Source organism: Mycobacterium sp. SMC-8, assembly GCF_025263565.1.
Lineage (GTDB): Bacteria > Actinomycetota > Actinomycetes > Mycobacteriales > Mycobacteriaceae > Mycobacterium.
This window is the reverse complement of sequence record NZ_CP079865.1, coordinates 3,934,687-3,957,847: the sequence shown is the minus strand read 5'-3', so window position 1 is coordinate 3,957,847 and position 23,161 is coordinate 3,934,687. Positions and strand designations below refer to the sequence as shown.

23 protein-coding genes are annotated in these 23,161 nt (G+C 68.2%); 5 read left to right on the top strand and 18 right to left on the bottom strand.

All coding sequences use genetic code 11. The features are described 5' to 3' along the window. The 9 genes from KXD97_RS19155 to KXD97_RS19115 all read right to left on the bottom strand — a co-directional run bounded on the left by KXD97_RS19155 (position 1) and on the right by KXD97_RS19115 (position 8,375). On the bottom strand, positions 1-825 hold the full coding sequence (locus KXD97_RS19155) for a hypothetical protein (RefSeq protein ID WP_222881202.1): 825 nt from the start codon (positions 823-825) through the stop codon (positions 1-3). After that, positions 822-2,015 carry an NHL repeat-containing protein gene (locus KXD97_RS19150; protein WP_222881201.1) on the bottom strand — a complete coding sequence of 398 codons (1,194 nt, stop codon included), beginning with the start codon at positions 2,013-2,015 and terminating at the stop codon, positions 822-824. Before KXD97_RS19150 ends, KXD97_RS19155 begins: the two co-directional genes overlap by 4 nt. Beyond that, positions 2,012-2,869 (bottom strand): NifU family protein, encoded by an 858-nt coding sequence (locus KXD97_RS19145; protein ID WP_260751618.1) that lies wholly within the window; start codon positions 2,867-2,869, stop codon positions 2,012-2,014. The genes KXD97_RS19150 and KXD97_RS19145 overlap by 4 nt, the downstream gene beginning before the upstream one ends. Next, a complete protein-coding gene (locus KXD97_RS19140) occupies positions 2,866-4,104 on the bottom strand; it encodes a hypothetical protein (RefSeq protein ID WP_260751617.1) in 1,239 nt (412 codons plus the stop codon). The genes KXD97_RS19145 and KXD97_RS19140 overlap by 4 nt, the downstream gene beginning before the upstream one ends. Before the next feature lie 16 nt (positions 4,105-4,120). Continuing rightward, complete coding sequence (locus tag KXD97_RS19135) at positions 4,121-4,315, bottom strand: hypothetical protein (protein ID WP_260758059.1); 195 nt, start codon at positions 4,313-4,315, stop codon at positions 4,121-4,123. Beyond that, positions 4,315-5,088 carry a hydrogenase maturation protease gene (locus KXD97_RS19130; RefSeq protein ID WP_222881198.1) on the bottom strand — a complete coding sequence of 258 codons (774 nt, stop codon included), beginning with the start codon at positions 5,086-5,088 and terminating at the stop codon, positions 4,315-4,317. Before KXD97_RS19130 ends, KXD97_RS19135 begins: the two co-directional genes overlap by 1 nt. Positions 5,089-5,164: 76 nt before the next feature. Then, entirely contained in the window at positions 5,165-6,775 is a 1,611-nt protein-coding gene (locus KXD97_RS19125) for a nickel-dependent hydrogenase large subunit (RefSeq protein WP_105388585.1), read from the bottom strand. A gap of 24 nt (positions 6,776-6,799) precedes the next feature. Continuing rightward, positions 6,800-7,765, bottom strand: coding sequence for a hydrogenase (locus tag KXD97_RS19120; RefSeq protein ID WP_222881197.1), 966 nt, complete (start codon positions 7,763-7,765; stop codon positions 6,800-6,802). A gap of 85 nt (positions 7,766-7,850) precedes the next feature. Further along, positions 7,851-8,375 (bottom strand): DUF1641 domain-containing protein, encoded by a 525-nt coding sequence (locus KXD97_RS19115; protein ID WP_222881196.1) that lies wholly within the window; start codon positions 8,373-8,375, stop codon positions 7,851-7,853. Positions 8,376-8,663: 288 nt separating this feature from the next. On the opposite strand from KXD97_RS19115, the gene KXD97_RS19110 reads away from it, so the two are divergent. Beyond that, positions 8,664-9,659, top strand: a complete 996-nt coding sequence (locus KXD97_RS19110) for an AraC family transcriptional regulator (RefSeq protein ID WP_260751612.1) — start codon at positions 8,664-8,666, stop codon at positions 9,657-9,659. A 3-nt stretch (positions 9,660-9,662) separates the two neighbouring features. Here the strand turns inward: KXD97_RS19110 and hypE are convergent, their stop codons facing one another. From hypE to hypF, 4 genes are read right to left on the bottom strand one after another with little or no spacing between them, the layout of a single operon-like run. Continuing rightward, the gene (gene hypE, locus KXD97_RS19105) at positions 9,663-10,733 is read right to left on the bottom strand and encodes a hydrogenase expression/formation protein HypE (RefSeq protein WP_222881194.1); all 1,071 of its coding nucleotides are present in this window, start codon (positions 10,731-10,733) and stop codon (positions 9,663-9,665) included. After that, complete coding sequence (hypD, locus tag KXD97_RS19100; RefSeq protein ID WP_260751609.1) at positions 10,726-11,859, bottom strand: hydrogenase formation protein HypD; 1,134 nt, start codon at positions 11,857-11,859, stop codon at positions 10,726-10,728. Before hypD ends, hypE begins: the two co-directional genes overlap by 8 nt. Then, on the bottom strand, positions 11,856-12,131 hold the full coding sequence (locus KXD97_RS19095; protein ID WP_222881192.1) for a HypC/HybG/HupF family hydrogenase formation chaperone: 276 nt from the start codon (positions 12,129-12,131) through the stop codon (positions 11,856-11,858). The genes hypD and KXD97_RS19095 overlap by 4 nt, the downstream gene beginning before the upstream one ends. Next, positions 12,104-14,467 (bottom strand): carbamoyltransferase HypF, encoded by a 2,364-nt coding sequence (gene hypF, locus KXD97_RS19090; RefSeq protein WP_260751606.1) that lies wholly within the window; start codon positions 14,465-14,467, stop codon positions 12,104-12,106. The genes KXD97_RS19095 and hypF overlap by 28 nt, the downstream gene beginning before the upstream one ends. A gap of 158 nt (positions 14,468-14,625) precedes the next feature. On the opposite strand from hypF, the gene KXD97_RS19085 reads away from it, so the two are divergent. Continuing rightward, on the top strand, positions 14,626-14,979 hold the full coding sequence (locus tag KXD97_RS19085; RefSeq protein WP_260751605.1) for a hydrogenase maturation nickel metallochaperone HypA: 354 nt from the start codon (positions 14,626-14,628) through the stop codon (positions 14,977-14,979). Continuing rightward, positions 14,972-15,736 carry a hydrogenase nickel incorporation protein HypB gene (gene hypB, locus KXD97_RS19080; RefSeq protein ID WP_011779583.1) on the top strand — a complete coding sequence of 255 codons (765 nt, stop codon included), beginning with the start codon at positions 14,972-14,974 and terminating at the stop codon, positions 15,734-15,736. Before KXD97_RS19085 ends, hypB begins: the two co-directional genes overlap by 8 nt. A gap of 3 nt (positions 15,737-15,739) precedes the next feature. Here hypB and KXD97_RS19075 read toward each other — a convergent pair whose 3' ends face one another. After that, on the bottom strand, positions 15,740-16,252 hold the full coding sequence (locus tag KXD97_RS19075) for an Lrp/AsnC family transcriptional regulator (RefSeq protein WP_260751604.1): 513 nt from the start codon (positions 16,250-16,252) through the stop codon (positions 15,740-15,742). A gap of 94 nt (positions 16,253-16,346) precedes the next feature. Here KXD97_RS19075 and ald point away from each other — a divergent pair, with 94 nt between their 5' ends. Next, positions 16,347-17,462 (top strand): alanine dehydrogenase, encoded by a 1,116-nt coding sequence (ald, locus tag KXD97_RS19070; RefSeq protein ID WP_260751603.1) that lies wholly within the window; start codon positions 16,347-16,349, stop codon positions 17,460-17,462. Positions 17,463-17,467: 5 nt separating this feature from the next. Here ald and KXD97_RS19065 read toward each other — a convergent pair whose 3' ends face one another. After that, positions 17,468-17,845 (bottom strand): YchJ family protein, encoded by a 378-nt coding sequence (locus KXD97_RS19065; protein ID WP_260751602.1) that lies wholly within the window; start codon positions 17,843-17,845, stop codon positions 17,468-17,470. 46 nt (positions 17,846-17,891) lie between these two features. Here KXD97_RS19065 and KXD97_RS19060 point away from each other — a divergent pair, with 46 nt between their 5' ends. After that, positions 17,892-18,449, top strand: a complete 558-nt coding sequence (locus KXD97_RS19060) for a DUF4334 domain-containing protein (protein WP_041306264.1) — start codon at positions 17,892-17,894, stop codon at positions 18,447-18,449. Here the strand turns inward: KXD97_RS19060 and bla are convergent. From bla to KXD97_RS19045, 3 genes are read right to left on the bottom strand one after another with little or no spacing between them, the layout of a single operon-like run. Further along, positions 18,441-19,334 (bottom strand): class A beta-lactamase, encoded by an 894-nt coding sequence (bla, locus tag KXD97_RS19055; protein WP_260751601.1) that lies wholly within the window; start codon positions 19,332-19,334, stop codon positions 18,441-18,443. The two genes, KXD97_RS19060 and bla, sit on opposite strands and share 9 nt — an antisense overlap. 18 nt (positions 19,335-19,352) lie before the next feature. After that, positions 19,353-20,660, bottom strand: coding sequence for a pitrilysin family protein (locus KXD97_RS19050; RefSeq protein WP_260751600.1), 1,308 nt, complete (start codon positions 20,658-20,660; stop codon positions 19,353-19,355). Next, complete coding sequence (locus KXD97_RS19045) at positions 20,638-22,911, bottom strand: polyribonucleotide nucleotidyltransferase (protein WP_260751598.1); 2,274 nt, start codon at positions 22,909-22,911, stop codon at positions 20,638-20,640. Before KXD97_RS19045 ends, KXD97_RS19050 begins: the two co-directional genes overlap by 23 nt. Positions 22,912-23,161 lie beyond the last annotated feature (250 nt).

Genomic DNA, 23,161 nt, shown 5'->3' with positions numbered 1-23,161 from the left:
TCAGCACACCAGGGCCGGATCGAAGGTGGCCCGCGCAGCGACGGAGGCCGCCGCAGCGGCCACCAGCACCGTGGCATCACCGTCGCGGCCCTTCGGGAGGACGATCTCCGCGCTGTCGGGACCGTCGCGGTGGGCCATCAGCCAGTCGTACAACAACCAGTCCAGCGCGCACGCGACGTCGTAGGGATCGGCATCGGTCTGCGCTGCAGATGAAACCACCTTCTGCATGGCCTCGCAGTGCTCACGGCGTGCGGCGTCCTTGTTGGTGCCCGAGCTGTCGTACAGCAACATCGACAACGTCAGCGGCAACCGGGTGCCCGCCTCGGTGCGCACCACCCAGCGGCCGCCTTTCCACGGCCGGGCATGGTCCACCTGCGCCATCTCGCCGTATCCGCCGACGACACCTGGCTTCGGTTCGTCGAGTTCACCGTCAAGGGGGGCCGGCCCTAGCATGTCCAACGGATGTCGGGCCAGAATCGACATCAGCACTGCGGTGCCGATGATCTGGCCGGCCCTGGAATCCGGCGCGAGTCCGAGACGCTCCACTGCTCGCGCATAGTCCAGGCACGCCCGGTCCACACTGCGATAGAGCTCGCCCAGATCCTGACGGTCCTGAACCGTCGGCCTCCGCCCGCCGCCGAGGAGCTCCCCGAACCGCCGGGAAGCATCGATCAGCGAATCGTCGAGCGCGGACAGATGCGTCGCCACCAACCGGTCGGGTTCGTCGTCCTCGCCGACGAGCACGTGCAGCGTGGTGGGCGCTCCGTCGGATGTCGTCCAGTAGAAACCGATCTGGCCGTCGTCCTGCACGATCAGCGGCCTCAAGATCGTCTCCAGATCATGACGCGGTTGTTGCCCGAGTCCGCAACGGCCAACAGATCGCCGTGCAGGCTCACGCCGTACGGCCAGCAGAGGGTGTCGCGCCCCACCAGCGACCAGCGGTTCTCGCCGTTGGACCCGAAGTCGGGTTGGGCCAGCACATGATCGGCCGGCCGACCCCCGAGCGCCCCCGCCTGCACACCGTCCCACACCAGGATTCGATTGTTGGCCGTGTCCGCCACGACGACGCAGCCACCGTCGAGGTCTATCGCGTACGGGAACCGGAACCTGTCACCGGTGTGCGGGCCATAGGGCCACTCCTGCGCGGTGACGAAATCAGGCTGTCCCAGAACGAGATTCGCGGGAGCATCGGCGGCCGGGTGCGGTGACCAGCCGAGCACGCGATGATCTCCGGCATCGGCGACCAGCAGCAGCTCCGACGTCCCGGCGATCGCATGCGGCCACCGAAAGCTCGCCGGTCCGACCGCCTGGCCCCGGTTCTCCTCCCTGGCACTCGCCGTCGGCTGCCCGAGCACGATGTCCGCCGCCTGCCCCGGTTCCGGGATGCCGCCGCTCCACCCCAACACCCTCCGGTTGCCGGTGTCCGCCACCCAGAACCGGTCACCGAGCCTTGCGAATCCGAAGGGCCAGTAGAAGGTCCCCGCCGAGCAGGCCCGGCCCGCATTGGGTTCCACGGATCCGGCGTCGGGCTGCCCGAGCACCACGTCGGGTGCCACATCGTCGGACTCGGGCACCCGGTTCCAGATCAGCAACCGATGATGCCACGCGTCGGCGACGATCAGCCGGCCGTCGATGATCGCGACGCCGGTCGGCAGGTTCATCCCGCGCTCGGGCCCGCGGCCTCCCGCCGCACGGCCCTCCGAAATCCCGTCCGGCTGACCGAGGACCACATCCGCGTCCTGCTCGTCGCTATCCGGCAGGCCGTGCCAGATCAGGACGCGGTGGTTGCCGGAGTCTGCGACGACGACGTGCTCGTCGTCGACGAAAACCCCACGCGGCGAATACATCCAGGCCATGCTTGGGGTCGCTTGGGGCAACGCCAACCCACCCGGCGCTGGTGCTCCCAGCCAGCGCAGCGGTCGCCAGCCGCCGCTGTTGTCCTCGGCCGGCGGCGCTTCCGGTGAGTGGCCGGCAGGCCGCCCGGCAATGGTGTGCCGCACCGTGTAACGGCTCATCGGCCGGTCCGAACCCAGACATCCCCATCGTCGATCCGCAACGGTAGCTGCTCCAGTTGCACCCCCGGCGCGGACAGGCACTCCCCCGACTCCGCGTCATAGCAGAACCCGTGCCACGGACACGTCAGCGTGCCCGCCGTGGCGTCGAAGACCGCATCGCCGAGCGGCAGCGCCTCGTGGGCGCACTCGTTGTAGAAAGCCGACAGTTTCTGTCCGATGTTGACCACGAGGACGTCGCCGCCGAGGACCCGGATCTCGTCGACGGCGATCGAGTCCACGCGGCCGACGTTCACCCATCCGTCCGCCTCCGCTCTGGGCGGTATCCGCAGCGCCTCGACCGGTATCAGCGTCGGTGTGGCCTCGCCGGACACCACCTCGACCGCCTCCAGATTCGGAACACCCTGCAACAGAGCGGCTTCGACGAGCTCGCGAAGAGTCACCGAGGCCATCGAACAACCGTTGCAGGCCCCTTCGAGCCGGACGAACGCCACGCGGTCGTCGACCCGCACCAGCGTCACGTCCCCACCATGGCTGTGCAGTTGCGGGCGAACGGCGGCCAGCGCCCGCTCGGCCAGCGTCACCGGATCGGGCCGGATGATGCCGTGCAGCGTCAGCAGCATCCGGACCACAGGGTCGTCGACCAGATCGAACAGCAGCGGCCGCGCAGCGTCGTCAGCCCGCATCCGGGCCACGATCGTCGTCAGCCCGGCGCGATGGATTTCCTCCACGGCCGCCTTGAGTTCTTCAGCCGCTGCCCGCGCGGTCGGGTCGAGTTCGGCCAGTGCCGCGACCGCAGCATCGACACGCCTGGCAAGAACCTCGAGATCGGCTGCGCCTGCGTCCACGGCAGTCATCGGGCGCCCTCGCGGGAGATCTCGTCGAGCACGCCGCGCACCGCGCGGACCGATTCGGTGTCCCCGTGCTCCTCGAAAAGGAAGCGCGCCTCGTACAGCCTGGCCTTCGCCTGGTCGAACAGACCGAGATGGGCAAGCACGTTGCCCTGGTTGGCCAGCACCCGTGCGCGCCCGTGCGGGTCGACGTCCCGGTCGCGGGCATCCAGCACGGCCTCGTAGATCTCAACCGCCTCGACAAGGTTCTCCTGGCGGTGACGAGAGGGGCTGTACACCAACGAGTTCGCCAAATTCAGCTGCACGCTCGCCCACCGTTGCGGATGCTCGTCGCGGGTGAACACCGTGAGCGCCTGGCGCAACGACTGCGCGGCGATGCCCAGCCGCAGCTGGCTCGACGCCTCCACCATCGGCATCGTCAGGTAGGCGGTGGCCAGATCGGCGTGACCCGAGGCCCACAGCAGCGGAGCGTCCTCGCAGCGGATCAACTGCAGTGCCGAGTGGTAGTGCGGTATCGCTGAGGGCATCAGCTCAGGTCGGAGCGCGGCCTGCTCGTGCAGCATGCCCGCGGCGGTGAGGTGCAGTTCGGCGCGAGCGACCTTCAGCCCGTCGGCACCGTCGAGCAGCGCAAGTGCCCGGTCCACCCGCGCCAGGGCGGACGGGTCGTCACCGTCGCGGCAGATACCGGCGGCCGCGCCGAGCAGGACGCCGGCCAGCGGTCTGCTCACCGGCGCCGCCGCCTCTGCGGCCGCGTCGAGCAGCTGCACGGCCTTCGCCGGTGCGTCCGCGGCGATCGCTGCCGACGCGGCGGTGGCGAGCACCGCGGCAGCAAGCTCGCCGCCGAGTCCGTCAGCGCCGGGGACCTCGTCACTGCGTCCGAGCGCGAACAACACCACGTCGACGAGCACCCCGAACTCGCCGAGATCTGCGCGTACCGCGTCGGGATCGGCCGAGTCGGGATCGAGAACGAACCGGTTGTAGCGCGCCACGGCATCGTCACCGGCCAGTGCCGCCAGCGCAGCGTCGCGGTCACCGACCAGCGCATGCCGGTGCCCGGCCAGCCGGTCGGGCCACACCTCGGGCAGGCGGCCGGCCAGCAGCGCAGCACGCACCGGGTCGGTGTCGTCGCCGGCGGGGATCAGCAGATAGCCGAGGGGAAGGCCGAACACACCGAGTGGTTGCGGTCGCGCCACCAGGTCCGCGGCGCCTCGCCCGGTCGGTTCAACGGCGGTGTCGGTCACGGCCCTCCCAGGGGACTCATCGCAGATCCCGTTCTGCGGCACGCTTGATCAGATCGGCCGCCAGATCCGCGCGGCGACGGGTGCGGTGCGTGCTGATCCGTCTGCGCACCACCGCGTCGTCGAACACGACGACGACATCGACGGCCCACTGTCCGCGTTCGGGCACCACCACTGCCTCGACGGCACGCGCATTGTCGTCACTCACGAGCATCACCGGTCCAGCCTCGGTTCGTCGCCGAGGGGAATGCGCAACGCCGACTGGTCATCGTCCCAGGATGCGCCCCGAACGCCCGTCATAGCGAGGTCCATGAGCACCTCACGAACCAGAACCGACCGGTCCCCGGCGGGTGTGCGTTGCTTGAGCAGCAGTCCGCCGCTTCGGGGGCCACGCAGCGGGATGAGCCATAAGGCACCGTCACGCACCACCGCGGCCACGGCGTCGGACGGAAACCTCGCGGCCGCGAGCTCGGCGTCCAGCCGCAGATATCCGTCCGCGGTGAACTCGACCGTGACCTCACGCCGGCCGGCGGGACGCAGCGGTGCCAGGTAGTCGCGCTCGACGATGGCCAGGACCTCTTCCATTGCGGTCGCCACCGGTTCCGAGAGGTCGGCCCCCATCTCGACGCTGTCGACCTCGATCAGGAACACGGTGATGTCGGTGGGACACGCGTCGCCCAGCGCCCAGCGCGCGAACGCGATCGCGTGATCCCAGCGGAACGAATGGGTGTGCAAACCCTGCAGCGGCGGCAACTCGGCGAGTTCCGCACCGGGCACCCGGAACGTCGTGCCGGGCGCCGAACCCGTGGCCGCCGCGTCGATGATGACCACCCGTCGAGCACCGTTCATCTGGAATGCGACGTCCATGCCGGCGGTGCCACCGTCGACGAGCTTCGCGCCGTCGGGCACGCCGCGCTCCCACAGGTGGCGGACCAGGACCGGACCGACCCCGTCGTCGCCGCGCAGCAGATTTCCGCAGCCGATCACCAGCAGCTCGCAACCCGGCGGCTGGAGGGATGCCGCCGGGCTGCAAGCTTCGGGATCTGTCCCAGGTGACGCCAGTTCACACCATCCCGTTGATCACGAACTTGCTCAGTTCCCGGCCGGTCTTGCCGTCGTAGGCATGCACCGTGCACACCAGGCAGGAATCGAAACTGCGGGCGACGTGGCCGAGTTCGACCGGATCCTCGGCGTCGACGATCGGGGATCCGACCAGCGCCCGCTCGATCGGGCCGAGCACCTCCGAGCCGTCCCGAGGTCCGATGTTCCACGCGGTGGGAGTGACCACCTGGTAGTTCTTGATCTTGCTGTCCTCGATCACGATCCAGTCCGACAGTGCACCGCGCGCGGCTTCGGTGGAACCGAAACCCTTGCCTTCGGCGTACTCGGTGGGCTTGGTGTAGAAGCTCTCCTTCAGCTCCAACGCATCGAGCCACTGCCGCGTCCACTTGTAGTACTTGGGTGCCTCGTGCATGCGGGCCAGTTGGCGCACCATCACCGACGGGCCGATGGTGTTGTAGATGTCGCCGAACAGCGGGTCGTTGTCCTGATGCGCGGCGGCGTCGGGTCCGGCCGCCGCCATGCGGCGCGCCAGCGGTCCTGCCTCCAACGGGATATTGCCCAGATCCCCCACGGCGTAGCGCGGCGACTTGGCCCAGCTGTACTTGCCCTGCTTGCGTCCCTGCTCGGGGTCGATCGGGATGGTCTCGCCGTCGAACGGGTGCAGTGGCCGGTCGCCCTGGTAGAAGGAGTGCGTGACGTCCTCGCGGACGTTGGCCTGGTCGAACTCGAAGTAACGACCGTCGGCGTACACCCCGGAGCGGCCGATCAATGCTGCGTTGCGGCCGTCGATCGTGGGGTTCTCGTACAGGGACGGCTCGAAATATGTTCCGGTGGCAAGGTAATTGCCCACCCCCTGGCCGTACTTGTCGAGCCCGACGTCCAGGCAGTACCTGATGAAGAACCCGCAGTCGCTGTTGTACTGCGCTTCGTTCTCGTCCACCCAGGCCAGTACGTCGTTCCAGGTCTTGTTTTCCAGCCAGCGGTCCACCGAACAGCCCAGCCACTGGCCTTCCAGCCAGGCATCGTTCCAGTGCTCGAGGATCGCGATGGAACGGGTGACGTCACTGAGCGTGGGGGCGCACATCACCCCGCCCGGAACCATGAAGCTCGAGTGGGGCCATTGCCCGCCGTAGATCGCATACACCTCAACAGGTTTGGCGCTCAACACGACACCGGGTTGGTAGCTGGTGCCGACATACGGCGCGAATCGGCGGACAGCCTCGTCATACAACGCCGACTTCGCATAGTTCTTGTTGGTCAGATCGATGGCGAACAGTGCATAGAAGTAGCGCGGGATCGACTGCAACGTCTCACACGCCTGACAGATGTTGCGCACCAGCGTCGCGTTGTGCGGCATGTGGGTGCGCCACGCGGTGTCCAAGGCATACGCGGACTTGTAGAGATGGCTTCCGCCGCAGATGCCGCAGATGCGCGGGCACACCACCAGTCCCGACTGAGGGTCCTTGCCCTGCAGGATGATCTCGAATCCGCGGAACATCGCCGCCTCGGTCCACGCCGAGGTGACGACCCCGTCCTCGATCGTGACGCGGACGTCGAGGTCACCCTCGACGCGGCCGAGCGGGCTGACGAAGAGATCCAGCTTTGACGCCATATGAAAAGTCCTTCCTCGGACGCGCTAGACCACGAACATGTCTTCTTTGGACCACTGCGGCGCCGCGATCCGCGCGGCCGCCGCCAGGCCCATGTACGTGAGGTGATCGGTTCCCTCGGGAACTTCCTTCGGGATCATGCCGCTGACCTTCTGCGTCTTGAACAGCGTCCCCGGCGCCAGGTCGAAGTGCGGGAACTCCGGTTCGGTGCAGCCGATGCAGGGCATCCCGGCCCGGGTCTTCGACGACTGCCGGTTCCACAGAATCCGGTTGCACGGGGAGTGCGTCATCGGACCGCGGCAGCCGAATTCATAGAACAGGCAACCGGTTCGGGTTCCCTCACCGAACGACAGGGTGGACTGCTTGTACTCGAAGAACTGCACCCGGGTGCAGCCGGTCTGGGTGAACGTCTTGAAGAACGTCTCCGGGCGGTGCAGGTCGTCGAGCGTGATGTCGCCGGCGCGGCCGGTGGCCAGCGCCACCAGGATCTGGGTGATCCAGTCCGGGTGAGCGGGGCAGCCAGGCACATTGATCACCGGGAGGCCCATCTTCGACCGGAAGTCGGGGCCGAGGAAGCCGCCCTTCTCCCGCTTGTGGAACTGCAGTCCGGTGGACCCCGACGGGTTGGGTTCCATCGCGGGGATACCGCCCCAGCAGGCGCAGTCACCGATCGCGACGACGATCTGCGCGGCTCCGGCCAGGTCGGTGACCCAGTCCTTCATCGGGCGGTCGGCGAACATGTCCGTGCGGCCGCCGTAGGCCTGCATGACCGTGCCCTCGAACACGAAGATGTCGAGCGGCCGCTGCCCGTCGGCGCAGTCCCGGAAGACCTTCTGGGCGTTCTCCCCGAGTTCGAGCCCCAGCGACGGGTGCCAGAGGAGATCGAGGCCGAAGTCGACGATCAGGTCGACGACGTTGGGCTCCTCGGCGTTGAGGAACGACATGGTGTTGCCACTACATGCCCCACCCTGGAACCACAGCACCGATGCCATGAGCACTCCTCTCGGTCACCGGAAGCGCAGGCCTCCGGAGCAATCAGTTCCCGAATTCAGTTGTGCGGGACCGCGTTGCGTGCGGTCAGACTCGTCGCCCGAAGGCCCGGGCCACTTCGAGCAGGTAGACGAGACCACGTGTGACGTCGGGATCCCTGGCGGCGCCGCGCAGCGTCTTCCACACCCCACGGACCCCGCGGGGCGACGCCGGCATCGACTGCCGCGCCGACACCAGCGCGTCGCCGAGGGCGGCGACCACGTCGGCGCCCTGCGGCTTGGTCAGTGAGGAGTTCAGCAGCGTGCTGATCGCCGGCGCCGCGTTCACCAGCCCACTCGTCAGAACGGCCAGGCTGGCCGACAACTCGCCGAGGTCACCGGTTTGGCCCTTGAGCTCACCGATCGCCGAGGTCAGGTTCGCGGTGATGTCGTCGCCGCGACGGACGAAACCGTCGAGCCCGGTGACCAGGACTGCCAACAGATCTGCATGCTCGAGCAACGTGTCCAGCGCTTCGGCGACCCGGGGGTCGTCGAGGCGGTCCCGGAGCGCGGCGGACGGTCCGGAGACGGTCGGATCCAGAACGGGAGTTGACGACCCACCGTTGGTGTTCACACTCGACCTCCCTGCCGACTCCCCCGCGCGGAGGGATGAACCTCAACGTACTCAGCCGTCGCGGCCCTGCCTATCGCTTTCGCGCAACCGCTATCAGGATTGCGCAGACATGACTACGCTGAAGCGAGTCCGATGTTTAGGAGACGTTGCCGTGCCGACGCGAATTCCGTTATCCCGCCTCGAAGTTAGCCTTCCCTATCTTGCGCGGAAATAGCGGTCCCGGTGTCGCGGCTGACGCGCTTGGGCTTCATCGACATCAGGCGCACGAGTGATCCGGTCCGTCGGAAGGTGCGTTCGCGCGGGGTGCCGCCGGCGCTCACCGAGCACGAGATCTTCTACACCGAGGACATCAGCAAGGCGAAGCGGCTGATCGGCCGCGCCTTGTCGCCGCTGACGCTGACGGTGGATCCCGCCGACGCCGACGGGTTCGCGGCCACCATGCACGGCATCCGGCTGCGCAACGTCAGCATGCTCTACCTCGACCTGCACGTGCCCGCCTCGATCGACATCCCGGAGTCGGGCCGCTACTACGCGGTGCACATGCCGATGAACGGGGTGGCCACGGTTCACCACCCGTCCTCGACGTTTCAGGCCAGCACGATGCGCTCACTGGTCTCAAGCCCGGGTGTGCCGCTGCGCATCGACCTCGGTGTCGACACCCCGCAACTGCTGATCCGCATCGAGCAGCAGGCGATGGCCGCCCATGTGACCCGGCTGATCGGCCGTAATCTGGCGCGGCCGTTGGTGTTCGAGCCCGAGTTCGACCTGGCCACCGAGGCGGCGATGCGCTGGCACGCGGCGGTTCAGCTCGTGCACACCGAGGTCTACCACGCCGGCTCGCTGATTCAGAAGGGTCGCGCGATCGGGCCGGTCGAGGAACTGGTGATGAGCAGCCTGCTGCACCTCCAACCGTCGAACTACCACGCCGACATCACCCAGCCCTCACCCCCGGATCCCCGCCGCACGGTCATCCAGCAGGCGATGGATTTCATCGACGACCATCTGGCGGAACGCATCACGATGGATTCGCTGGCGACCGCCGTGCACATGAGCGTGCGGTCGATTCAGCAGGGCTTCCGCTCCGAACTCGGCATGTCGCCGATGGCGTTCGTCCGTGAGCGGCGCTTGGAGCGGGTGCACGAGGAACTCGCCGACGCCATCCCGTCCGATGGTGTGACGGTGACCGCGGTGGCCGAGCGCTGGGGTTTCCACCATCTCGGCAGCTTTGCGGTGGAGTACCGGAAACGCTGGGGCGAGGCGCCGTCGGAGACGCTGCGCCGCTGAACCTCAGCAGATCCGTGGAAGTTGCTCCCCCAGTTCACGTTCCACCACCCGGGTGGTGCCGAACGGGGTGCGGGCCACCGCCATGCCGGGATGGTCGGCGACGACGCGCCCGATCACCGCGGCGCCGACGCCCTCGGGGCAACCACGCATCGCGGCGAGGACCGCCTCGGCGTGCTCGGGGGCCACGAACGCCACCATCTTGCCCTCGTTGGCGACCTGCAGCGGATCCAGCCCGAGGAACGAGCAGGCCGACGCCACGGTCTCGGGGACCGGAATGGCCGCCTCGTCGAGGTCCACGCCGACCGATGCGGCCCGGGCGATCTCGACGACCGACGCCACCAGGCCGCCGCGGGTGGGATCGCGCAGCGTGTGCACCGCACCGGGCTCGCCTGCAGCCAGCATCGCGCCCACCAGCCGGTGCAGCGGTGCGCTGTCGGTGGTCACCACGGTGCCGAAGTCGATCCCCTCGCGCACGCTCATGATGGCGACCCCGTGCTCGCCGATGTCACCCGAGACGATCACCACGTCGCCGGGGCGGGCCCGTTCCGGGCCGATCGCGACCCCCGGCGGGACGACTCCCACCCCGGCGGTATTGATGAAAAGCTGGTCGGCACCGCCCTTCCCGACGACCTTGGTGTCACCGGTGACGATGGGAACCCCGGCTTCGGCGGCGGCCCTGCCCATCGTCGCCGCGACGGTGCCGAGCACGTCGATCTCCAGGCCCTCCTCGAGGATGAACCCGGCGGTGATCCCGATCGGTTGCGCTCCGCTGCAGGCCAGATCGTTGATCGTGCCGTTGACCGCGAGGTCGCCGATGTTGCCGCCGGGGAAGAACAGCGGCTGCACGACGTAGGAGTCGGTGGTCAGCGCGATGCGGCCGGCGCCGGTGTCGAGCACCGCCGAATCGCGGCTCGGTCCGGGCTGAGATCCGAACGCCGGCAGGAAGAGGTTTTCGATCAGCTCCTCGGACAGCACGCCACCGCCGCCATGCCCCAGCACCACGCGTCTCGTCTCGCGCAGCGGCAGCGGGCACACCCAGTCGGCGGGGTCGACGGACACGGGCGTGTCAGGCATGCGCTGGCTTCGATGTCGGCGCCGGCGCGCCTCCGGCCGTTTCCAGCCGGCGGAACTGGTAGTACGCGGCACACGCGCCCTCGCTGGACACCATGGTCGCGCCCAGCGGTGTGCGCGGCGTACAGGTGCGGCCGAACGCCGGACACTCGTTGGGCTTGAGCAGCCCCTGCAGGACCTCCCCACTGTGGCACTCGGCGGATTCGGCCACCTGCAGATGCCCGACACCGAACCGCCGCTCGGCGTCGTAGTCCGCATAGCGTGGCGACAGGGTCCATCCGGACCGCGGGATCATGCCGATGCCGCGCCACTGCCGGTCGGTGACCGTGAACACGTCGGCGAGCGTCTGCTTAGCCACCACGTTGCCCTCGGCGCTGACGGCGCGGGGGTAGGCGTTGCGCAGCGCGGGTGTGCCCTCTTCCAGTAGCTCGACCACCTGCCGCACGCCTTCGAGCAGGTCCAGCGGTTCGAAACCGGTGACGACGATGGGCACCCCGAATTGTTCGACCAGGGGCTGATATTCGGCGGTGCCCATGACCGAGCAGACGTGGCCGGCGGCCAGGAAGCCCTGCACGCGGTTCGTCGGTGACGACAGGATCGCGGTGATCGCCGGCGGCACCAGCACATGCGAGACCAGCATCGAGAAGTTGGTCAGCCCGAGTCGCTGGGCGTGCAGCACCGCCATCGCGTTGGCCGGTGCGGTGGTCTCGAACCCGACACCGAAGAACACCACCTGCTTGTCCGGGTTGTCCGCGGCGATCCGGGTGGCGTCCAGTGGGGAGTACACGATGCGGACGTCTCCACCGCGGGCGCGCACGCCGAACAGGTCCTGGCTGCTGCCGGGAACCCGCAGCATGTCGCCGAACGAGCAGAAGATGACGTCCTCGCGCGCCGCGATGGCCAGGGCCCGGTCGATCATCTCCAGCGGCGTGACGCACACCGGGCAGCCCGGGCCGTGGATGAACTCGACCGCTCCGGCCAGCAACTGGTCGATTCCGTTGCGGATGATCGAATGTGTCTGTCCACCGCAGACTTCCATGATGGTCCAGGGCTTCGTGGCCCGACGGCGGATCGCGTCGACCAACACCGCTGCCGCCGCCGGGTCGCGGAACTCGTCGAGATATCTCATGCCGGGTCCCTCCTGCCCACCGGCTGCTCGCCGGCCAGTTCCTCGTCGAGGACGCCGAGCTCGGCGAACATGCGCAGCGTCTCGTGGGCCGACACCTCATCCAGTCGGGCGATCGCGAACCCGGCGTGCACGATCGTGTACTCGCCGACCTCCATGTCAGGGAGGTAGGCCAGGCACACCGTCTTGGTGGTGCCGCCGAACTCGACCGTGGACATCCGTGTCCCGGCCTCCTCCCAGATCTCGATCACCTTGCCGGGGATTCCGAGGCACATGGACCGCTCCTTTCCCGAAACATCCTTTGCGAGAGCGTTGCCGCTGCGACAGCCGCCTGCCCCAACGCCAGTCCGCCGTCATTGCACGGCACCACCCGGTGGGTGAGCACTTCCAGCCCGCGCGCACGGAGGCCGCGGGTGATTCCGGCCAGCAGCCTGCGGTTGGCGAACACCCCGCCGGTCAGCCCGATGGTCGGGATACCCGCGGCCACCGCGGCGTCGCCCGCGGCCCGCACCGTCGCGCGCACGACGGCGTCGTGAAACGCCATGGCCAGATCGGCGGTGGGCACCCCGCGGCGCACCCCGTCGACCAACGCGGTGATCACCGGTGCCGGGTCGAGGACTCCGGCGGTCACCTCGAAGTCGACGGCCCGCCAGGGACGCCCGGCACGGGCCCGGTGCTCCAGCTCGATCGCGGCCTGACCTTCGTAGCTGACCTGCCGGCACACCCCGAGAAGGCTGGACACCGCATCGAAGAGCCGCCCCATGCTTGTGGTGGGCACGCATCCCACGCCGCGCCGCAGTTGCTGGGTGAGGATGTGCAGGCCGGCTGCGCCGAGGGCGGCCACCGGCGGGAGATCGTCGGACGCCTCGATCCCGGCCCGGTCGAGCAGGTCCAGCGCGATGCGCGCGGGTTGGCGCACCGCTCCTTCGCCACCCGGCAGCGCGAACGGTGCCAGGTGGCCGACCCGGGTGAAGCGAGCCGGATCGCGGACTGCGAGCAGCTCGCCACCCCAGATCGTGCCGTCGGTGCCGAAACCGGTGCCGTCGTAGGTGACCGCGATGATCGGCTCGCCGAGCCTGCGGTGTTCGGCGAGCAGCGAGACGACGTGTGCGTGGTGGTGCTGCACGGCCAGGAGCCGATCGCCCCGCCGTTGGGCCCACCGCGTGGTCGCGTACTGCGGGTGCAGGTCGTGCGCGAGCACGGTGGGCGCACTGCCGGTGAGAAAACCCAGGTGATCCACCGCGGCCGCGAAGCAGTCCTGGGTGCGCGGGTCGGCCATGTCGCCCAGGTGCGACGACAGATGTGCGCGGCCGTGCCTGCCTGTCAACGCGAATGTGGTCTTGATGTCACCGCCCGTGGCGAGGATCACCGGCAGGTCGTCGGGCTCGCCGGAACCGATGGACACCGGAAGTGGCGCGTAGCCGCGAGAGCGCCTCAGCGGGACCTCGTTTCCGTCATCGTCGATGCTCACCACGGAGTCTTCGCAGGGCACGTGAATCGGCCGGTCGTGGGTCAACACCGCATCGGCGAGGCCGTCGATCCAATCCAGGTCACCGTCGCGGAACACGATCGGCGAACCGCCCTGGTTGGCCGAGGTCATCACCAGTGCCGGCATGTCGGGCTCGGCGAACAGCAGGTGGTGCACCGGCGAGTAGGCCAGCATGACGCCCAGCTCGGTCAGGTTCGGCGCGACGTGGATGCTGACCGCTCCGGCCCGTGCCGGCAGCAGCACGATCGGGGCGGCCGCCGACGTCAGCGACCGAGCGGCGGCATCGTCGACATGGCAGATTCGGCGCGCCGCCTCGATGTCGGCGGCCATCACCGCGAAGGGCTTGGCAGGCCGGTTCTTTCGTCGTCGCAGCCGCGCGACAGCATCGTCGTCATCGGCACGGCAGGCGAGGTGGTAACCGCCCACGCCCTTGACCGCGACGATCAGGCCCGCGCGCAGCGCCGCGGCGGCCGACTCGACCGCACCGCCGTGCGGGCCCGGACCATGCCACGACAATGTCGGCCCACATTCGGGACAGGCGATGGTCTGCGCGTGATAGCGACGGTCGGCCGGGTCACCGTACTCGGCGGCGCATGACGGGCACATTGCGAACCCCGCCATCGTGGTGGTGGGGCGGTCGTAGGGCACATCGGTGATCACCGTGTACCGCGGTCCGCAGTTGGTGCAGGTGATGAACGGATGGCGGTGGCGCCGGTCGGCGGGGTCGAACAACTCGCGCAGGCAGTCTGCGCAGGTGGCGATGTCGGGTGACACCAGCGTGCGGTCACCGTCGTCACCGGACGGCGTGCTATCGAGGATGCGGAAAACCGTCTCCCCGAGCGCCGGACGCATCTCGGTGGCGAACGAGTCGACACACGCCAGCGGCGGCGGGGCGTCGCGAAGGGTTCGGACCGCCACGTCGACGCGGGGTCCGGGACCCTCCAGTTCGCACCGGACAGCGCGCGCGTCGTTGAGAACAAAACCGGCCAACCGGTTCTGCGCGGCGATCCGCGCGACGGCGGGCCGGAAGCCCACACCCTGGACCACTCCGGTGATGGTCAACCGCACCCGCACGGTGTCACTCGGCACGGGCACCGCCGTGTTCTCCGAACGAGCGCTCATGGGCGCGGTCTCCTCTGAACTACAGCCGTCCTGCGTCCCTGGGCTGAGAGCGCAGACCGGTGTCGCCAGGTTAGCCCCGGCAACAGGTCACAACAATCGCAATCTCGCACAAGATGTCTGCGCGTTTCCGATGCCCGTGCGGGCTTATCCTTCGATCTGTGCACGAGTTGTCGTTATGTCACGCCATCGCCGGCGTGGTGAAGACGCATGCCGCCGGCCGTCGGGTCGATGTGGTGCGGGTGCGGGTGGGCGCGCTGCGCCAGGTGGTGCCGGACTCGCTCCTGTTCTGCTGGACGATCGTCCGTGAGCACGAGCACCTCGGCGACGCCGAACTGGAGCTCGAACGGGTACCCGCGGCGGTGGATTGCCGCGGCTGCGGACGGCAGTCCGAGATCGCCTCCCGGTGGTCGGTCTGCTGTCCCTCATGCGGCAGCGGGGATGTCGCCGTGGTGCGCGGCGACGAGTTCCTGGTGACCTCGATCGACGTGGCCTCCGAGGTCGGGCATGGGTAGGTTCCACCGCCATGACGACGGGACGGCGCACACCCACGACCATGACGGCAGCCCTTCCCACGACCACGGTGACCACAGCGGCTACCACACCGCCGCCGAGCGTGTCGACGTGCTGGAGGCCATCTTCTCCGAGAACGACCTGCGTGCCGCGGCGAACCGAAATGCCTTCGAAGAAAACGGGATCCGTGCGCTGAACCTGATGAGCTCGCCCGGATCGGGCAAGACCAGCCTGCTCGCGGTCACACTTGACGAGCTGGTCGGCGAGATCGCGATCGGTGTCATCGAAGGTGACATCGCCACCGACCTGGATGCCGCAAGGCTTGAAGGTCGGGGCGCGCAGATCTCACTCCTGAACACCGACAACGGTTTCGGCGGTGAGTGCCATCTCGATGCCCCGATGGTGCACCGGGCACTGGCCGGCCTCAATCTTGCCGGTCTCGACCTGGTCGTCATCGAGAATGTCGGAAACCTGGTGTGTCCCGCCGAATTCGACGTGGGCGAGCACGCGAAGGTGATGGTGTACTCACTGACCGAGGGCGAGGACAAGCCGCTGAAGTACCCGGTGATGTTCCGCGCCGTCGATGTGGTGCTGCTGAACAAGATCGACCTGGCGCCCTACCTGGACGCAGACGTCGCGACCTACACGGAGCGGATCCGGCAGGTCAACCCCACGGCCACGGTGCTGCCGGTGAGCGCGAAGACAGGCGAGGGCATGTCCGAGTGGTACCGGTGGCTACGGGCCTTCGCCAAGGACTGATGCTCACAGCGGCGAGGCGCCGCGCAGGTGCTCGAAGATCAGCGACGTCTGCGTGCCCGCGACGTCGGCGTCGGCGTTGAGATTCTCCACCACGAACGCCCGCAGGTCGTCGGTGTCACGGGCGGCCACATGCAGGATGAAGTCGTCGGCACCGGCCAGGAAATACACGTCCATCACCTGCGGCTTGCTGCGGATCTGCTGAATGAAGTTGCGGATCTTGCCGCGCGCAGTGAACTGCAGGCTGACCGAGATCATCGCCTGAAGTGTCAGCCCGATCGCCGCCGGATCGATGTCGGCGTAGAACCCGCCGATCACCCCCAGCTCCTGCAGGCGACGCACCCGGCCGTGGCAGGTCGACGGCGCGATGCCGACGAGTTCGGCCAGCGCACTGTTGGAGATACGCGCGTCCGAGTGCAGCGCGGTGAGGATCCGCCGGTCGATGTCGTCGACGGCGGCCCGAACATCCTTCGACGACACGGGCCCTTCCCCACGATAACCCGATGATTCTGCGGCCATAGCCCGATTCTAACGAATCTTCGACAAGAAGATTGCCAACAATCCGCTGTTTCTTCACACTTTGTCTAGCCAGTCATCACAGCGAGGAGCGATCATGCGCGTCGGCATCCCGACGGAGATCAAGAACAACGAGTACCGGGTCGCGGTCACCCCGGCAGGGGTTGCGGAGTTGGTGCGACGCGGGCACGAGGTCCTCATCCAGTCCGGGGCGGGTGACGGATCGGCGATCTCGGACGCCGACTTCAAGCGCGCCGGCGCACAGCTGGTCACCGGCGCCGACGAGGTGTGGGCCGAGGCCGAACTGCTGCTCAAGGTCAAAGAACCGATCGAAGCCGAGTACTCGCGGATGCGCGAAGGCCAGACCCTGTTCACCTACCTGCACCTGGCGGCGTCCAGGTCGTGCACTGACGCGCTCATGGCCTCACGCACCACGTCGATCGCCTACGAAACCGTCCAGACGGCCGACGGTGCGCTGCCGTTGCTCGCGCCGATGAGCGAGGTGGCGGGGCGACTCTCCGCGCAGGTGGGTGCCTATCACCTGATGCGCACCCAGGGCGGCCGCGGCGTCCTGATGGGCGGCGTCCCCGGTGTCGCGCCGGCCAAGGTCGTGGTCATCGGCGGTGGCATGGCCGGCGACAATGCCGCCGCCGTGGCCTGGGGCATGGGCGCGCACGTCACCGTGTTCGACCTCAACGTCAACACACTGCGCAAGATCGACGCCGAGTACGGCGGCGCCATCGAGACCCGTTACTCATCGAGGCTCGACCTGGAGGATGCGGTCAAGCAGGCCGACCTGGTGATCGGCGCGGTCCTGGTGCCCGGCCACAAGGCCCCCAAGCTCGTCACCAATTCGACGGTGGCGGCGATGAAGCCGGGTGCGGTCCTTGTCGACATCGCCATCGACCAGGGCGGCTGCTTCGAGGATTCCCGCCCCACCACCCACGACGATCCGACGTTCACGGTGCACGACACGGTGTTCTACTGCGTGGCCAACATGCCCGGCGCGGTGCCGCGTACGTCGACGTGGGCGCTGACCAACGCCACGATGCCCTACGTGCTCAAGATCGCCGACAAGGGCTGGCGGGATGCCTGCCGCGCCGATGCCGCGCTGGCGAATGGGCTCTCGACCCATGAGGGCGCGCTGCTGTCCGATGAGGTGGCCGCCGATCTCGATCTGCCCTACACCGATCCGGCCGACGTCCTGGCCTGAGGACATCAGTCGAACAGGTCACCGTCGACGTAGAACCACCGGCCGGCGCGCACCGCGAACCGGGACCGCTCGTGCAGGGCCCCGGTTCCGTGGTGGGCGAGGAACTCCACTTCGCCGGTCTGGTCACCGGGTCGGCCTGCGACGAAGTCGACCACCTCCAGCCGCGTCCACGTCACCGTGGCATCGTCGGCGATGCCGTCTGGTCGCGTGCGCGGATGCCACGTCCGCCAGATGTAGTCGGCCTCACCCGCGACGTACGCGCTGTAGCGCGACCTCATGAGCTGTTCGGCGGTCTGCGCCTGCCGCTCCCCTTGATGGAGCGGCAGGCAGCAGCGTCCGTACGGGTCACCGCTGCCACAGGGGCAGTCCTGGTCAGCTCGCATGGTCACAGTGTGCCTGATTTGACGGGTGTCAAGTACGATCGGCGGCATGGTTGCGCTGACCGACGTGCTCACCGACGTTCCGACCACCACCGCCGGGGCGCTGGAGCTCTTCGACTCCTGCCCTGCCATCGAGACCGACTTCATGCTCGGCACCTGGCACGGTGTGGAACTGCCGACCGGCCATCGACTGGACGGGCTGCTGGCCGCCAGCGGCTGGTGGGGCAAACACTTCAAGGACTGCGAAACAGTCCACCCGTTGCTCTTCCCCACCGCCGACGGCACCGGCCTGTGGCCGCTGAACCCGGTGCTGGCGTTCGCCGGCCTCGGAGCGGCCGCCAGGCTGCCCGCACTCGGGAGCCGCGGCTTCGCGGGCGTCATCACCGCGCTCAAACCCGCCCTCCGGGCGCGGGGGCCCAAGGCCAGGCTGCGCACCACCCGCTACCGCGGCGTGGACACCGCCACGATGATCTACGACCAGCTACCGGTCAACGACGTGTTCCGCTCGATCGACGACCGAACCGTGCTGGGCGCGATGGATCTGCGCGGTATCAGGACGCCGTATTTCTTTGTGCTGCAACGCGACAACTCGCTGCGACTAACCTAGTTCGGACAGCGCCAGCGCTGCCAGCTCACCGATGAGCGGGCGCAGACTCGGGGCGTCGGGGTCATCGATCGCGGACCTGGTCATCAGCGACAGCAGCACCTGCTGCCCGGCAGGACCGTACGCCACGCCGACATCGTTGGTGGTGCCGTAATCCCCGCTACCCGTCTTGTCCGCGCTGGTGTATCCGGCGGGCAGGCCCGCGCGCATGCTCGAGGTCTGATTGGCCAGCATCCAGTCCAGGAGCTGTCGGCGGGTCGGCGGATTCAGCACGTCGCCGGTCAGGATGTTGCGGTAACCGTCACCCAGCGCACGCGGCGTGCTGGTGTCCCTCGGATCCCCCGGCAGCGCGGAATTCAACTCGACCTCCCAGCGGTCCAACCGCGTGCGGTGGTCGCCGATGCTGCGTGCGAACACGGTGATCGCCTGCGGGCCGCCCAGCACGCGCAGCAGACCGTTGGCCGCTGCGTTGTCGCTCTGCTGCAGCGCGGCCTGACACAACTCGGCCAACGACATCGACGTCCCCACCCGCGGCTCGGTCACCGGCGAATGGGGACGGATGTCCCCGGGCTCGATCGGGATCGCGTCGTTGAGCGTCAGCTCACCCGTCTGGGTCCGCTGCAGCACCGCCGCCGCGGCGTAGGCCTTGAACGTCGAGCACATCGCGAAAGGTTCGTCAGCACCGAACTCGATACCCCGCTGCGTGTCCAGATCCAGTGCATACAAACCGATCTGAGCGTTGTGTCGCTGTCCGAGCGCCTCTATGCGTTGGTCCAGCGGAGGCAGCGGCTCGACCGGGTCGGCGAGAACGGTCTGCGGGGAACACGCGGCCAATGCCACCAGTGACACCCCGCCGAACAACACGTGTCGTCGGGAGAATTCCGTCATCGGGAGCCAGGCTACCGGTCAGCTCCCGATCCTCTGCAACGGCCGCGGCAGCGACCGCTTCCTGTGCACCGGGCCGAGCACCGCCGCACCGAAGGGTTTGGTGAGCAGTTGCCGCGCGACCGCGTTGACGTCCTCGAGGGTGACCTCGTCGATGCGCGCCAGCGTCTCGGCGATGCTGCGGTGCTTGCCGTAGTTCAGCTCGCTGCGCCCGATCCGGTTCATCCGCGACGCCGAATCCTCGAGACCGAGCACCAGCCCGCCCCGCAGCGACCCCTTCGCGATCCTGCACTCGTCGGCGGTGATTCCGTCACGGGCCACCTCGGTCAGCACGTCGGTGGTCACCCGCACGACCTCGTCGAACCGCTCCGGTAGGCACCCTGCGTAGATCGACAGTGCTCCACTCTCGGCGAATGTGTCCACCGTGGAATACACCGAGTACGCCAGCCCGCGCGTCTCCCGGATCTGTTGGAACAGGCGCGAACTCAGGCCACCACCGAGAGCGGTGTTGAGCACCGACAGCGCCCAGCGATGATCCCAGTTCCGTCCCGGGGTCCGCACCCCGAGCGACAAGTGGGTCTGCTCGGCGTCACGGCGCACCAGATGCAGCGACGGCTTGCCGTTCACCCGTCCCGCCCCCTTGCGGGGCGGCACCGGGGCCCGCCCGCGCACCAGCCGCGGACCGAAGTGCTCACGGACGAGCCGGACCACCTCGTCGTGCTCGACGTTTCCGGCGACGGCGACGACCATCCGATCCGGCGTGTAGCGGCGCAGGTGGAAGGAATGCAGCTGAGCCCGCGTCATCGCCGAGATCGACTCGACACTGCCGATCACCGGTCGGCCGACGGGGTGGTCACCGAACATCGCCGACAGGAAGACGTCGCCGAGCGTGTCCTCCGGGTCGTCGTCGCGCATGGCGATCTCTTCGAGCACCACGTCCCGCTCGATCTCGACGTCCTCGGCGAGGCATCGCCCACGCAGCACTACGTCGGCGACGAGATCGACGGCCAGCGCCAGATCCGAGTCCAGCACGTGTGCGTAGTAGCACGTGTGCTCCCGGGTGGTGAACGCGTTCAGCTCACCGCCGACCGCGTCCATCGCCTGGGCGATCTCGACCGCGGTGCGGGTCGGCGTCGCCTTGAACAACAAGTGTTCGAGGAAATGGGCCGCACCGGCCACGCTGCGGCCCTCGTCGCGGGATCCGACGTTCACCCACACCCCGACCGATGCCGAATGCACCGACGGGATGTGCTCGGTGACCACACGCAGGCCACCGGGCAACAGGGTGCGGCGGACCGCCTTCGACTCAGCTGCTCGGCGTCGCTGCATCAACCGGCGCGTCAGCGGGTGCGTCTGCGGCGTCTTCGGCAACCAGGACCAAGGAGATCTTGCCGCGGTTGTCGATGTCGGCGATCTCCACGCGGAGTTTGTCGCCGACCTTGGCGATGTCCTCGACCTTGGCGATCCGCTTGCCGCGGCCCAGCTTCGAGATGTGCACCAGCCCGTCGCGGCCCGGCAGCAGCGACACGAAGGCACCGAAGTCGGTGGTCTTGACGACGGTTCCGAGGAACCGCTCGCCGACCTTGGGCAGCTGCGGGTTGGCGATCGCGTTGATCTTGTCGATCGCGGCCTGCGCCGACTCGCCGTTGGACGCGCCGACGAACACGGTGCCGTCGTCCTCGATCGAGATCGACGCGCCGGTCTCCTCGGTGATCGAGTTGATCATCTTGCCCTTGGGGCCGATGACCTCGCCGATCTTGTCGACCGGAACCTTGATCGTGGTGATCCGCGGCGCGTACGGGCTCATCTCGTCGGGCCCGTCGATCGCTTCGGCCATCACCTCGAGGATGGTGATCCGAGCGTCCTTGGCCTGGGCCAGCGCGTTGGCCAGCACCTGAGACGGGATGCCGTCGAGCTTGGTGTCGAGCTGCAGCGCGGTGACGAAGTCCTTCGTGCCTGCGCACTTGAAGTCCATGTCGCCGAACGCGTCCTCGGCGCCGAGGATGTCGGTCAGCGTGACGAAGCGGCGCTCGGTCTTGCCATCAACTTCAACGTCGTCGGACACCAGGCCCATCGCGATACCGGCCACCGGGGCTTTCAGGGGCACACCGGCGTTCAGCAGCGACAGCGTCGACGCACACACCGAACCCATCGAGGTCGAGCCGTTGGAGCTCAACGCCTCCGATACCTGGCGAATGGCGAAGGGGAACTCCTCGACGCTGGGCAGCACCGGCACCAAGGCCCGCTCGGCGAGTGCCCCGTGGCCGATCTCGCGGCGCTTGGGCGACCCGACGCGGCCGGTCTCACCGGTCGAGAACGGCGGGAAGTTGTAGTGGTGCATGTAGCGCTTGGACGTCTCCGGCCCCAGCGAGTCGATCTGCTGAGCCATCTTGACCATGTCGAGCGTGGTGACACCCAGGATCTGGGTCTCGCCGCGCTCGAACAGCGCGCTGCCGTGTGCCCGCGGGACGACCGCGACCTCGGCCGAGAGCGCGCGGATGTCGGTGACACCGCGGCCGTCGATACGGAAGTGATCGGTCAGGATGCGCTGGCGCACAAGCTTTTTGGTCAGCGCGCGGTAGGCGGCACCGATCTCTTTCTCTCGGCCGGCGTACTGCTCGGCGAGCCGCTCGAGCACCTCGGCCTTGATCTCGTCGAGGCGGTCATTGCGCTCGTTCTTGTTCGCGATGGTCAGCGCCTCCGACAGCGCCTCGGTGGCCACCGAAGCCACCGCGTAGTAGACGTCGTCGCCGTAGTCCGGGAACAGCGGGTACTCGGCGGTCTCCTTGCCTGCGGCGCCGGCCAGCTCGGCCTGGGCGTCGCACAGCACCGCGATGAACGGCTTGGCGGCTTCCAGACCCTCGGCCACCACGGACTCGGTGGGTGCACCGGCGCCACCGGCCACGAGGTCGATGACGTTCTCGGTGGCCTCGGCCTCGACCATCATGATCGCGACGTCATCGTCCACCTTGCGGCCCGCGACGACCATGTCGAACACGGCATGCTCGAGCTGCTCGACGGTCGGGAAGGCAACCCACTGCCCACCCTCGGCGGTGCCGACAGTCGGATCATTGATGAGGGCGACGCGCACACCGCCGACCGGGCCGGAGAACGGCAGGCCGGAGATCTGGGTCGACGCCGAGGCGGCGTTGATGGCCAGCACGTCGTACAGATCCTTGGGATCCAGGCTCAGCACGGTGACGACGACCTGGATCTCGTTGCGCAGACCGCTGACGAACGACGGGCGCAGCGGCCGGTCGATCAGGCGGCAGGTCAGGATCGCGTCGGTGGAGGGACGGCCCTCACGGCGGAAGAACGAACCGGGGATGCGGCCGGCGGCGTACATGCGCTCTTCGACGTCGATCGTCAACGGGAAGAAGTCGAAATGCTCCTTGGGCGCCTTGCTGGCGGTGGTGGCGCTCAGGAGCATGGTCTCGTCGTCGAGGTAGGCGACGACGGCGCCGGCGGCCTGCTGGGCCAGCCGACCGGTCTCGAAACGAATGGTGCGGGTGCCGAAGCTCCCGTTGTCGATGGTGGCGGTGGATTCGAACACGCCTTCTTCGATTTCAACTACAGACATGGACGTCCGTATGACCTCTCTGATTCACATCAGCGGTTTCGCGTGAGCACGCGCGGTGTGTGCGGACAGCTCCGGAGACCCGGGATGCCGCGCCCGGATGCGTCGACGGCCGTCGATCGAAGCTGCCGGAGTGTTCCTCCGGCAGCCACTACCGAAGACCGCGCGATCGGGCGGTTCGTGTCATGTCACGCGGGAGCGGTGCACGCGGATCTGCGAGGACCGCACCCAGTGTTCGTGCCGTACGGCATCC